This window comes from Mucilaginibacter sp. R-33, from assembly GCF_049949235.1.
Classification (GTDB): domain Bacteria; phylum Bacteroidota; class Bacteroidia; order Sphingobacteriales; family Sphingobacteriaceae; genus Mucilaginibacter.
On the sequence record NZ_CP188089.1, the window covers coordinates 5,169,460 to 5,182,231 of the forward strand.

A 12,772-nucleotide genomic window follows, 5' to 3' on the forward strand; every position below is an offset into this window, starting at 1 on the left:
TTTGATGTTATGACTAAGGTAACGTATGTTTAGTTTAATGTGTAACAGTAAGGCTACAATTAATTGCTAAGCCATTGGTATGCTTGTAAATAAACCGGCGGGTGGTTTTGTTTGAGGGGTGAAGTTAATTCCCTCCCTGGGGGGCACGTTGAAATGCGCGGTTGCAGGGAAGGGTTTCTTCGCTTTGCGTTAATAAAAACAGTTTAAAGAAATCCCTTCCTACACCTTCCCCTGGGAAGGAATCAAGCAGCCCCCACTTTTGATATATCGCCCCTCCCTTCAAACCCTTTACCTTTTTAATAGTTATACTACAACGCACTAATTTATTTGGTTATGAGATCGATATGGAAAGGTTCGATAGGTTTTGGGCTGGTGAGCATCCCTGTTAAATTATATTCGGCAGTACAAACCAGCTCGCTTGATTTTGATATGCTGGACAGCCGAGATCATGCACGCATCCGTTTTCAGAGGGTAAACGAAAATACCCACAAGGAAGTCCCTTACGATAAAATTGTAAAAGGCTATAAGCTTGATGAAGATTACGTGATCATGGACGACCAGGACTTTGAGGATGCAGCGCCCGAAAAAAGCAAGGTGATTGAAATTGAAAGCTTTGTAGACATTGCCGATGTAAACCCTATGTTTTACGAAACATCATACTATACCGAGCCCGATACTAAAAACAACAAAGCCTATGCCCTGCTTATCCAGGCACTTACGCAATCAAAAAAAGCAGGGCTGGCCCGTTTTGTACTGCGCAGCACCGAAAGCCTTTGTATCGTTCATCCACTTAAAAATGTACTGGTAGTAACCCGCATCCGCTTTGGACAGGAAATTCGTGACACGGGAGATCTTAACCTGCCCGATAAGATAGATGTAAGTAAAAAGGAACTGGATATGGGCCTCACGCTGATCAACCAGTATGCAGAAGATTTTGATGTATCTAAATTTAAAGATGAGTATAATGATGAGCTGCTCAGGATCATCGAGGCCAAATCAAAAGGTAAACGCGCCAAAGTTAAAAAGCTTAAACCCCGTAAAACAGGCAGTGACGATTTGTACGACCAGCTGATGGCCAGTTTAAAAAGCAAGAAAGGAGCTTAATGAAGCCGGAAGTACGGAGTTGAAAGTTTTAAGTCGATAATTGAATTATTCCTCAAAAAGAGTCAACGTGTGTTGTTTTCAGAACTCAAGGTTGGAAATGTTTGGAAAACTGTTTTTTTAAGAAGATAAAATCCTTCAGATAATACGATTAAATTATCCTAATAATTAATTTTATTTTTAAAAGAATAAGTTTTGGCTTTGTGTTTGTAGTGTTTATCTCACAAAAACATTAAAACATCTATCATGGCAACTACTAAAGTAAAAACACCCGAACAAACTAATGATGTGCAGGAATCGGCACTGAATGAATTATTTATTGACGAATTAAAAGACATTTACTGGGCCGAAAAACATCTTACAAAAGCACTGCCTAAAATGGCTAAAGCGGCAACATCCGATGAATTACGCTCGGCTATCGAAAGCCACCTGGCCGAAACCGAGCGGCAGGTGATTCGTTTGGAAGATGCATTTGCTTCCATTGGCCAAAAAGCCGTGGCTGTAAAATGTGAAGCGATGGCTGGCCTCATCAAAGAAGGTGAAGAAATTATATCAGAAACCGAAAAAGGCAGTATCACCCGTGATGCCGGTATTATTTCTGCAGCTCAAAAAATTGAGCACTACGAAATAGCATCGTATGGCACCCTCCGCACGCTGGCTGGCGTACTGGGCTATGACCATGCGGCCGAACTGCTTGATTCAACCCTGCAGGAAGAAAAAACTTGCGATAGCCTGCTCACTCAAATTGCCGAAGCCGGTATCAACCAGGCATCAAAAGCCGAAAAAGCTTAACGTTTGTTAGTTTTTTAAGAGCGGTCGTGGGGGAATTATTCCTCGCGGCCGTTTTTTATTTGAGCGTGCTGTCGCTAATCGATGAACGTAGCGCACAAGACTCCTCCTTGTTCCTCGTCGAATGACATTTCACTTTATATTAAGAAGTGTTAAGCCGCACCAACGTTAATTACATATTAATTAAAGCATTTCCACAAACAATAAGCGGCAAACACGGTTTACCAACAAAAAAACCGACGCCCTATGAAACAATTCCTCCTGGCACTATTCGCCTTTTTATTTTGCTTTTACGATGATGTTTTTGCCCAGGATAAATTAGATGGCGTTTATGCCGGATGCGAGTTTTCGCCAAGTCCGATATTTGGCGGAGGCATGAACAGAACTGACGTAGCTATATTATTCAGGCCTGATGGTACTTTCAATTCTTCGCTTAACAGTGCCGACTGGCAAACAAGCGTAAGCGGGCATTACACCATAATTAAAGGGGAGGTAACACTTAAATATACTAAAAGCTCGTCTGTTTATGGCATAACCAAATATGGAAGCCTTTCCAATTATGCACATGAACTGTTTAAACTTCAGGGGAACATTATACCTCCGGGCTATTACTCGTTCATCAGCGCTATGGGCGGTGGCGGCGCGGCCTATGGTACAACTTATGTAGGCGCTTTAAGCACACAGGGATTGAATTTCGACGGCAAGGGGCATTTTAGCAATTCGCGCTATTCGGGTTCAGTGGTAGCCGGCGAAAATGTTGGCGGTGGCAGCTCAAGCAGCCGGGACGGCAGCGGAACCTATAAAATAAACAAGGGGGTGCTTACACTTACCTATACCGATGGCCATACCGAGCTGCACAGCTTTTTTTGTGATATGGGCGGTAAAACCCGTATGGCTGTAGTTGATGGACGGGTATTTTTTGTAGACAATGATGACAATGCCACCGCTAACAATACCAAATCATCAGCCGCGGCTAAAAAAACTTCCGAAAACTCCGCCGCAAATACAAGCAATGCCGCTGTGCCAAATGGAAAAACCCTGCTTTTAAAAGCCAATGCCGTCCATGGGGGCGATAAACTGAATGCCTTGAAAACCGCCCGGTTAACAGGTTCCGTTTCGGGGTTAAAAGTAGTTGAGCTGATTGATATTCCCAACAGCAAGGTACGCGTTGAAATATGGAAAAACGGCAAACCGGTGTCGGTGCAACAAACCGAAGGCAGTAACGGATGGCAATGGAGCAGCGGCAACAAGTCCGACCTTCCGGCCAATAACGTTGCCGAGATAAAAACCGCCTTATACACCGGGGTTATTGGGTTACGCAGGTCATCGCTTGATCAAATGCAGGTCATCAATACTCAAAAAATTCCCGATAATGATATGTATACGGTTCAATGCAGGTTAAATGGCAACGAATACGTGTTTGCTATAAATAATCAAAACCAACTAATAGCTTACGGCTATAAGGTAGGCGACAAAACCCTGTTCGCCATGCTATCAGATCTTCGGCCGGTACAAGGTATTACCATTCCGTATCGTGAGGCTACAACAAGCGGCCAGCAAAAGCTTAATATTCAATACGAGAGCATGGATGTGAACCCGGTTTTAGACGGGCAAAGCTGGGCGGTACCTGCCGGAAACTAAATTCTATTTCAGGTAGATAATTTATTAGGCTTCAGGTACAGGTAATCATTCTTAAAATCGAGGATCATATTGAACCGTTTTAAAAGACCGTTCCCCAAATAGTTAATTTCAAAACCTATTGGGTTTTTATTGCTCAGCATAATGGCTGGCACATTACTAACAGGGTATCCATTGAGCCTGAATAGTGGTGTTTCTACAATCTTCATTTCATATTTTACCCCGCGCGGATCGCTGATGGTGGATGACTTGATGAGTTTAAGATCCCTGGGGAAATTATTTTTAACAGCCCAGGCGCTATCCAGGATCGCTGACTGATCGGATCCGGTATCCATAGAAAAATTGCCGGTGTATTTTTTGCCGTCTATTTCAAACGTACCGGTAGCATAAAGAAACGAATGGATAAACCCAATCTTCGAGCGTTCATAACCTTTTAAGTTTTTAGGCATTTTATTGCGGATGATGATACGGTTATTATCATAATCAACCTCTACCTGTTTACCCTCAAACAGGTTCCAGCCAAAACGGCCGTCCATTCCAGTCGAGGTTATGTTTGTAGATAACATTTCCTGGCTATGCCAAACAGCTGTGCCCATTTGCAATTTTTGGACCTTGCTCATTTCATTAAAATTCGGCTTAGCTTTACCGGCCAACACATCAGCCTGATTGGGCAGCAGATTAGTCCTTTTTAATATGGCATCCCGTGTTAAATGAAAATCGAATGAGCTTAGGTCAAAATGCAGGTTTAACGTGTCGGTATCATTCATCACAGCCTTTACCGCTATGGCGCTGTAGGCTGTAAGTTTAAACGGAATAGTATCGTTTTTGCTGATTCGGGCTTCCTGTTCATCCGCCGGCGGTATAGCGCTTGCTATTTGCGTATAACATGAATCCTTACCGTTAAGCAGGATAACGAAGTTATACCTTGTACCGGGCTTAACCTTTACCCTTATGGAATCTATATCTGTATAAAATGTAACCCATTTAATTGCCCGTGTCCTGTCGGCAGTATAAACGTCCGGCCTTGTTTTTGGCGAAAGCGACCATGCGTTTTTGTCCAGAAACCCGCCATCGTTAATCGCTACTTTTTTTGATGTTGCTTTGATCACAGGTAGTTTCGACTGGCCAAACACAAGCCCGGCCGGAAGCAGGCAGATAAGCAATAAAATGTATTTCATCGGTTTTTGTGATGTGTGTTGTTTAAAGATACATTTCTGGTGCCTCCTCTCATAACCTAACCTGTAAATGAGTGTATTTACAGGTCAAAAAAACAATTTCTTAAAACTTTTATGATGCCAAGGCTATTATACTAATATCTATGAAATTCATTAATTAAAACACGTATTATGAACTCACTCCTGTATATAATTGCTGTTATCCTTATCATAGGATGGGCAATCGGTGTATTTTTCACAACAGTCGGCAGCCTGATTCACATTTTGCTGGTAATAGCTGTTATCGCGCTTCTGTTAGGCGTCATCAGACGGTCGACAGCTATATAACGCTGCTGAAAATATAAAACTAACAGGCTATCTCCAACGAGATAAGCTATCTGAACCTTGATTCGCTTGATTTGCGGATTACCTGATAAAATCAGAAAGTCTTTAAATCAAATGGATCAAGGTTTTTTGTATACTTGTTTAAATCATCAGGGAGGAATCTTTAATCAGGAGAATCAAGGTTTGAAAAATATATACATTTTATTATTTATGGCAGTTGTAGCCACCATCAGCGCATGCTCGCCTAAAGTACAACCGTTCGCTGCCACTAATAAAGTATACCACACCCAAACTGATTCATTGGTTGAAGTGATAAGCCGCGAGCAGCCTGCCATGCTGGTTGACAGCGCGGGAGGCGCCATCCCTTCGGAATGGGTTGGTACCGTGAATTTCAACCTGCGTAAGCCCAATTATGTCATTATACATTATACTGCCCAGGATTCGGTTAAACAAACCCTCACCACATTCACGCTGGTAAAGCCGCAGGTGAGTGCGCATTATGTAGTAAGTAAAGACGGCAAGGTTTACCACATGCTAAACGATTACCTGCGGGCCTGGCATGCCGGCATCAGCAAATGGGGCAGTATTACCGATATGAACAGCTGCTCCATCGGCATCGAAATTGACAACAACGGGCACGAGCCTTTTAATGATATACAGGTAAAGAGCCTGCTGGCTTTGTTGGTTCAATTAAAGAAAACCTACAACATTCCGCAGGCCAATTTTATAGGGCACCAGGATATAGCGCCACTGCGCAAACCCGATCCGGGGCCATTATTTCCGTGGAAATTGTTAGCACAAAAAGGTTTTGGGTTTTGGAGAGAAGAGTTGCTGGAGCTTCCGCCGGATAATTTCGATTATGCTACCGCGCTTAAGCTGATCGGTTATGATATCAGCAATCTCCCGGTAGCCATTGTTGCCTTTAAGCGTCACTTTGTACAAACCGATGAAACACCGGTAATGACACAACTGGATTTGAATATACTTTATAATGTTTATAGGAAATATTGAACCCGCAACCTTTTCCTAAAATGTCATTGCGAGGAACGAAGCAATCGCACGTAAGCAGAGCCGCTCTGTATAGCAAGCGATTGCTTCGTTCCTCGCAATGACATTTTTTTATATTTTTAAGTATTGAGGTCAATAGCAACATTATAATGCAAATAGCACCCCACCCTTTGCTTTCGGGTATTGTTAAGCACTATTTAATTATAACGCATACTCAGCATGTTGCCATGAATTATCGTCTGTTTTCTGACGGTAACCCAGGGATTGTATTTCATTTTAAAGCCCCCTTACTCCAATACAACCAGCAACATACGGTTACAAGCAAGCAACCCGGCAGTTTTGTTTACGGGCAAATAACCCGCTATAATGATATTATTTCGGCAGGTGAACTGGCTATGCTGATTGTGGTTTTGCAACCTAATGCTTTGTTGTCTTTACTTGGTGTAGCCGCAAATGAACTAAATGACAATACCGTATCATTAAAAGACCTCTTCGGGCGGGATGCCCTTGATTTGGAAGACCGCATTGCAAACACCATTAACCTCCCTGCTGCGGCTGCAATTGCCGAACAATTTTTGTTGAACAAAATGGCTTCGAAAAGAAAACGTGCAGACATTACAGATCAGGCCATAAACATCATTCATGCAAATAAAGGGATCATCAACATTCAAAACCTACTGAAAATGATACCTCTAACCGAACGGCAACTTGAGCGCAAATTCAATGAGGAAGTAGGTCTTTCTCCTAAAAAATTTATTGATGCCGTTAAGTTTCAAACCTATCTCAAACAACTTCAAAAACTCACCTCAATAAAAGAGCTAAACTCATTGAGTTATGCCTGCGGATATTACGACCAGGCGCATCTTAATCACTTTTTCCGGAAACACACAGGCGTTACTCCCCTGCAATACAAAGCCAATCACAATCTTTTAGCAATAAACTTTATGCCGTTGGTTTAAAATTGCGTTTGTCGGTTTTTTACAATGCTTTTCGGTATGGCTCTGGTAGCTTTGAAAAAAAGTTGATCAGCGTATGGAAAACCTAATAATCGCCACTGCCCAGTTCGAAAACAGAAGCGGTGATAAAGCCTATAATTTATCAATTATTAAGCAAATGGCTGCCGATGCCGCCGCACAAGGTGCCAAAGCAATCGCTTTTCATGAATGCTCCATAACAGGCTATACCTTTGCCCGGAAACTTGATAAAGCACAGATGCTTGAGCTTGCCGAAGAAATCCCCGGCGGAGCGAGCATCGCTACATTAACCGAGTACGCCCGGCGATATGACATCGCTATACTGGCCGGTCTGTTTGAAAAGGACAAAGAGGACAACCTGTTTAAAGCTTATGTATGCGTTGATAAAACCGGACTCATTGCCAAACATCGCAAACTGCATCCATTTATTAATCCACATCTTTTACCCGGCACAGCGTATACCGTATTTGATTTATATGGATGGAAATGCGGCATACTGATTTGTTATGATAATAATATAATTGAAAATGTACGGGCAACTACCCTGCTTGGCGCACAGATTATTTTTATGCCGCACGTCACTATGTGCACACCATCAACCCGACCAGGCGCCGGCTTTGTTGACCCGAAATTATGGAAAGACAAAAGAACAAACGAGCAGGTACTTAGGCAAGAGTTCGACAGTCTTAAAGGCCGGCAATGGTTAATGAAATGGTTACCCGCCCGGGCTTATGATAATGCTATCTATACTGTATTTTCCAACCCTATAGGCATGGACGATGATCAGCTAAAAAATGGCTGTTCCATGATCATTGACCCGTACGGTGATATTATGGCCGAATGCAGATCATTAGACAATGAATTAGTTTTGGCCGAACTAACTCCTGATAAGCTAACCAAAGCCGGTGGCTATCGTTACATCCAGGCCAGGAAGCCTGAACTATATAGGGATATCATCGGAGCCGAACACGAAAGCTTTCAAAAAGTGGTTTGGCTTTGATATTGGCGGGGTGGTAGCCATATTATTAAAAACGTCATTGCGAGGTACGAAGCAATCCCAAACTATGCAGGGACGACCTGCTTATCTGGGATTGCTTCGTACCTCGCAATGACGCGTGTATTATTGGTGAATTAAGAAAATTTAATCAATCCACTCAAACTTAGTATAAGGCACAAGTACTTCCGGTACTTTAATTCCTTTTTCGGTTTGGTTGTTCTCTAACAAAGTAGCGACAATCCGCGGCAGGGCCAGCGCGCTGCCATTTAGCGTATGTGCTAACTGTGTTTTACCATCGGCATTGCGGAAACGCAGCTTAAGCCTGTTACTCTGGAAAGTTTCAAAGTTTGATACTGATGAAACTTCCAGCCAGCGTTGTTGCGCCGCACTCCAGGTTTCCATATCGTAAGTTAAGGCAGAACCAAAACCCATATCGCCACCGCAAAGGCGTAATACTCGGTATGGTAAACCTAACTTTTGTAACAGGCCTTGTACATGGCTGCTCATCAGCTCCAAAATCTCGTATGATTTATCGGGATGGGCAATGGTTACTATCTCTACTTTATCAAACTGGTGCAGGCGGTTCAGTCCGCGTACGTGTGCGCCATATGAACCTGCCTCACGACGGAAACAAGGTGTATGGCCACAGTTACGTACAGGCAATTGATCTTCTTTTAAGATCACTTCACGGTACAGGTTAGTAATAGGCACCTCGGCGGTAGGGATCAGGTACAGGTTATCAACACCTACATGGTACATCTGGCCCTCTTTATCCGGCAATTGTGATGTGCCAAAGCCGGATGCTTCATTCACCATTAATGGTACACTTACCTCACTATAGCCTGCTTTTTCGGCCTCGTCGATAAAATAATTGATCAATGCGCGTTGCAATTTAGCACCCTTGTTTTTATATACTGGAAAACCGGCTCCGGTTATTTTAACGCCCAGTTCAAAATCAATCAGGTTGTATTTAGCGGCCAGTTCCCAATGCGGTAGCGCATCGGCAGGCAACTCAGGCTTGGTACCGTTCTCCAATACTACCTCATTGTCTTCAGGAGTTAAGCCTTTGGGTACAGAACTATGTGGCAGGTTGGGCAGCAATACCAGTTTCTGGTAAAGTTCCTCTTCGGTAATGGTAAGCAGGTCGCCAAGCTTTTTGATCTCTTCTTTCCATGCGCCGGTTTTGCCCTTAAGGCCTTCAGCTTCTTCTTTTTTACCGGCACGCATCAGCTCGCCAATTTGTTTTGCAGCTGCATTGGCCTCGGCCGAAACATTATCCATACTGGTTTGAGTGGAGCGGCGTTTGTCGTCCAGTTCAATTATTTCATCAACCAGTTGGGGCTGTTTAAAATTTTTTACAGCCAAACGTTCCAAAACCTGTTCCCGGTTATCACGGATATAACTAACTTGCAGCATTATTTTATTTTTTAGGCAAAGATATTTTTTAAGTAGCAGTTTTAAGTAGCAGCGGCAGTTTTTTTTAAAACATGACCAGATAACTGCAACTGCCTGCTGCAACTGCCACTAAAAACTCATGAACAATCCCATAGGCAAACTATATTTAGTTCCCACTCCGATAGGTAATCTGGAGGATATGACCTTCAGGGCTATCCGCGTGTTAAAAGAGGTGGATTTAATATTGGCTGAGGACACCCGCACCTCTGCTCCCATGTTAAAACACTTTGAAATCCATCAAAAGGTATTTGCACATCATCAGCATAATGAGCATCAATCGAGCAACGAGATCATTAAATTCTTGCTGCAAGGGAAAAATATCGCGCTTATTTCGGATGCCGGTACACCGGCTATTTCCGATCCGGGTTTTTTCCTGGTACGCGAGGCTTTGAAGTTTAATATCGCTGTAGAATGCCTGCCCGGCGCTACCGCCTTTGTGCCGGCTCTGGTAAATTCGGGATTCCCTACTGATAAGTTCTGTTTCGAGGGGTTTTTACCGCTAAAAAAAGGACGCCAAACCCGGTATAAGTTTTTGGCCGAAGAAGAGCGCACCATCATACTATATGAGTCGCCTCATCGTTTGTTAAAAACACTGGATGAGATGGCCACTTATTTTGGTGCTGACAGGCAGATCTCTGTATCCCGCGAGCTTACCAAAATGTTTGAAGAAACCGTACGTGGCACTGTAGTTGAAGTAAAACAATACTTTGAAACGCACCCCATGAAAGGCGAGTTTGTGATGTGCGTGGCCGGCGCAGCGGCTAAACCGGCAAAAGGGAAATATGAAAGGGATGAGGAAGAAGAGTAAAGTCATTGTCCTCCTGTATGTCATTGCGAGGAACGAAGCAATCGCATGCTATACAGAACGGCTTTGCTTCCGTGCGATTGCCACGCTACGCTCGCAATGACATAGTTTTATACATCATCTATTTAATAAAAAATAAACCCCTCATTGCGAGGCACGAAGCAATCCCCAAACTATACAGAGCGGACCTGCTCATTGGGGATTGCTTCGTGCCTCGCAATGACGACGGAGAATTATACCCTACATGAAAAAAAACCTACCATTAGCCATACTATCTGGCTTGCTTTTATGGATAGCCTGGCCGCCTACCCCTTATACTACGTTTTTACTTTTCATTGGCTTTGTGCCTATGCTGCTGGCCATTGAAAACATTATTAATGATGATAAACCTAAAAAAGGCAGGCGGGTATTTAATGTAACTTTCATCGGCTTTTTTATCTGGAACTCATTATCTGTTTACTGGGTTTATAATGCACTTAAAATAGTGGGGGAGATTGTGGCCATACCCATTACCCTTATCCCCTACTCGCTTGGGCCGTTGTTGATGGCAACGGCTTTCTGGCTGTATTACCGGTTGAGATTGGTTGCCCCTCGCTGGGTTGCACTAATTGGCCTGGTTTGCTTCTGGATCGGGTACGAATACCTGCATCAAAGCTGGGACCTCTACTTTCCGTGGATGACGCTTGGAAATGGCTTTGCCGTGGCCCATCAATGGATACAGTGGTATGAATATACCGGCGTATACGGCGGCACTTTATGGATCTGGGTAGTAAATATCCTGGCTTTTTTAATTTATACAAGCCTTCGCGAAGCTCAGACCAAACGCCACAGAATGGCGTTAATCACGGCGATTTTAATTGTTGTAACAGCGCCTCTTGGCTATTCATTATCGGTTTATCATAACTATGTTGAAGAAGTAAACCCATCAAACATCGTTATTGCCCAGCCCAATATAGATCCGTACGAGAAAGATGGCACCATTCCCCCGGCTTCACAGCTTGATATCCTGATCCAGCTTTCAAGACAGGTGGCCCAACCCAATACCGAATTTTTTATCTGGCCCGAAACAGCTATCCCCGCGCCTGTTTATATTAACGAAGAACAGATAGGCCAAAATGATTTTATTAAGCAGGCCCAGCTTTTTTTACGGAAATACCCTAATGGCAACCTGGTTACCGGCGCCGAAACATACAGGCTATATAACAACAGGGCAACACCAACGGCAGTTCCATCACCATGGGGCGGCGACCAGTTTGCCGACTTTTACAGCACAGCCCTCAATATTGAAAATGGCGACAGGATTCAAACCTATCACAAATCGCGATTAGTGCCCGGGGCCGAGTCATTGCCTTTCGGCAATTCACTTTCATTCCTGAAACCCGTATTTGAACATTTAGGCGGTGCTACCGGCAACTATGCTCCCGAAAAAGATGCAAAAGTGCTTTATTCGCAAAGCGGCATCGGGGTTGATCCGGTTATTTGCTATGAATCGATATGGGGAGGTTACATTGCCCGCTCTGTTAAAAAGGGTGCTCAGTTTATCGCTATTATTACTAACGATGGCTGGTGGGAAAACACATCGGGTAAAGACCAGCATTTAGATTATGCCAAACTTCGGGCTATCGAAACACGCCGCTGGGTTTGTCAATCGGCCAATACCGGTATTTCCGGGTTTATCAACCAGCGCGGCGATGCGGTTAAACATACAGAATGGTGGGTTAAAACCTCGATCAAGCAAGATATCAACCTTAATAGTGAGCTCACATTTTATGTTAAACACGGCGATTATATTCCGCAAGCCGGCAGCGTATTGGCAGGGCTTGGCATTGTGTTTTTACTGGGGATGAGATTGAGGAAAAAACAAACGTTAACAGCTTAGGAGGCCAACTTAAAGGCTGTTAATCAAGTACAGAAAGGGTGGTTTTTATAATATCATCAAAAAAAGCCTTATCGGCTGTGGCTTTAGCTGATACCTGCATGCCTCTTACCGCATTCATGATGAACCGGGCCAATGCCAGGGAATCCTGAGGGCTACGGATCTCACCACTGTCCTGCCCTTTTTTTATAGCCTGAAGAATGGCATCTTCAAACTGCTGCTCATTTCGGCATACCACATTCTTAACTTCAGCATCCAGCGATGCCAGTTCAATTTCGGCATTTACCATGAAACAGCCTTTACGTTGTTCATCGTTTAGCAAATCGCGCATGGTAAGCTCTAAAAGCTTTTGTATAGCCTCTTTGGCCGATGCTGAATTATTGATAATATCACACATCTGGTTTCCACCCGCCTTTTGATAGCTATCCAAAGCTTTAATATATAAAGCGTGTTTATCACCAAAAGTATCATACAAGCTCGAGCGGCTTATGCCAAGGCCGTCAACCAAATCCTGCATAGACGTGCCATTGTAGCCCTTGTGCCAAAAAATGCAAACGGCCTTGCTCAATACCTCGGCTTCATCAAAATCTTTACTTCGTGCCATAACAAAAAAGCTTTACCCGTTTTGGG

At 43.6% G+C, this 12,772-nt stretch carries 12 protein-coding genes; 9 read left to right on the top strand and 3 right to left on the bottom strand.

From position 1 onward, the window contains the following. The first annotated feature begins 333 nt into the window (after positions 1-333). The 3 genes from ACP26M_RS21290 to ACP26M_RS21300 all read left to right on the top strand — a co-directional run bounded on the left by ACP26M_RS21290 (position 334) and on the right by ACP26M_RS21300 (position 3,531). Complete coding sequence (locus tag ACP26M_RS21290) at positions 334-1,104, top strand: Ku protein (protein ID WP_426583089.1); 771 nt, start codon at positions 334-336, stop codon at positions 1,102-1,104. Between the two features lie 243 nt (positions 1,105-1,347). Then, positions 1,348-1,893: a ferritin-like domain-containing protein gene (locus ACP26M_RS21295; protein ID WP_091173178.1), complete on the top strand. Its 546-nt coding sequence runs from the start codon at positions 1,348-1,350 to the stop codon at positions 1,891-1,893. A 243-nt stretch (positions 1,894-2,136) separates the two neighbouring features. Beyond that, entirely contained in the window at positions 2,137-3,531 is a 1,395-nt protein-coding gene (locus ACP26M_RS21300; RefSeq protein WP_426583091.1) for a hypothetical protein, read from the top strand. 8 nt (positions 3,532-3,539) lie between these two features. Here ACP26M_RS21300 and ACP26M_RS21305 read toward each other — a convergent pair whose 3' ends face one another. Further along, positions 3,540-4,706, bottom strand: a complete 1,167-nt coding sequence (locus tag ACP26M_RS21305; RefSeq protein WP_426583093.1) for a hypothetical protein — start codon at positions 4,704-4,706, stop codon at positions 3,540-3,542. 168 nt (positions 4,707-4,874) lie between these two features. Here ACP26M_RS21305 and ACP26M_RS21310 point away from each other — a divergent pair, with 168 nt between their 5' ends. The 4 genes from ACP26M_RS21310 to ACP26M_RS21325 all read left to right on the top strand — a co-directional run bounded on the left by ACP26M_RS21310 (position 4,875) and on the right by ACP26M_RS21325 (position 8,009). Next, complete coding sequence (locus ACP26M_RS21310) at positions 4,875-5,030, top strand: lmo0937 family membrane protein (protein ID WP_426583095.1); 156 nt, start codon at positions 4,875-4,877, stop codon at positions 5,028-5,030. 207 nt (positions 5,031-5,237) lie between these two features. Next, positions 5,238-6,038: an N-acetylmuramoyl-L-alanine amidase gene (locus ACP26M_RS21315; protein WP_426583097.1), complete on the top strand. Its 801-nt coding sequence runs from the start codon at positions 5,238-5,240 to the stop codon at positions 6,036-6,038. 146 nt (positions 6,039-6,184) lie between these two features. Further along, positions 6,185-6,994, top strand: coding sequence for an AraC family transcriptional regulator (locus ACP26M_RS21320; protein WP_426583099.1), 810 nt, complete (start codon positions 6,185-6,187; stop codon positions 6,992-6,994). 73 nt (positions 6,995-7,067) lie between these two features. Next, entirely contained in the window at positions 7,068-8,009 is a 942-nt protein-coding gene (locus ACP26M_RS21325; protein WP_373615657.1) for a nitrilase-related carbon-nitrogen hydrolase, read from the top strand. A gap of 141 nt (positions 8,010-8,150) precedes the next feature. Here the strand turns inward: ACP26M_RS21325 and serS are convergent, their stop codons facing one another. Then, entirely contained in the window at positions 8,151-9,422 is a 1,272-nt protein-coding gene (serS, locus tag ACP26M_RS21330) for a serine--tRNA ligase (protein WP_426583101.1), read from the bottom strand. A gap of 118 nt (positions 9,423-9,540) precedes the next feature. On the opposite strand from serS, the gene rsmI reads away from it, so the two are divergent. Both rsmI and lnt read left to right on the top strand, forming a co-directional pair. Beyond that, entirely contained in the window at positions 9,541-10,269 is a 729-nt protein-coding gene (gene rsmI / locus ACP26M_RS21335; protein ID WP_175490094.1) for a 16S rRNA (cytidine(1402)-2'-O)-methyltransferase, read from the top strand. 241 nt (positions 10,270-10,510) lie between these two features. Further along, positions 10,511-12,145 (top strand): apolipoprotein N-acyltransferase, encoded by a 1,635-nt coding sequence (gene lnt / locus ACP26M_RS21340; RefSeq protein ID WP_426583104.1) that lies wholly within the window; start codon positions 10,511-10,513, stop codon positions 12,143-12,145. Positions 12,146-12,164: 19 nt separating this feature from the next. Here the strand turns inward: lnt and ACP26M_RS21345 are convergent, their stop codons facing one another. After that, positions 12,165-12,746: a TetR/AcrR family transcriptional regulator gene (locus ACP26M_RS21345; RefSeq protein ID WP_090533491.1), complete on the bottom strand. Its 582-nt coding sequence runs from the start codon at positions 12,744-12,746 to the stop codon at positions 12,165-12,167. Positions 12,747-12,772: the final 26 nt, after the last annotated feature.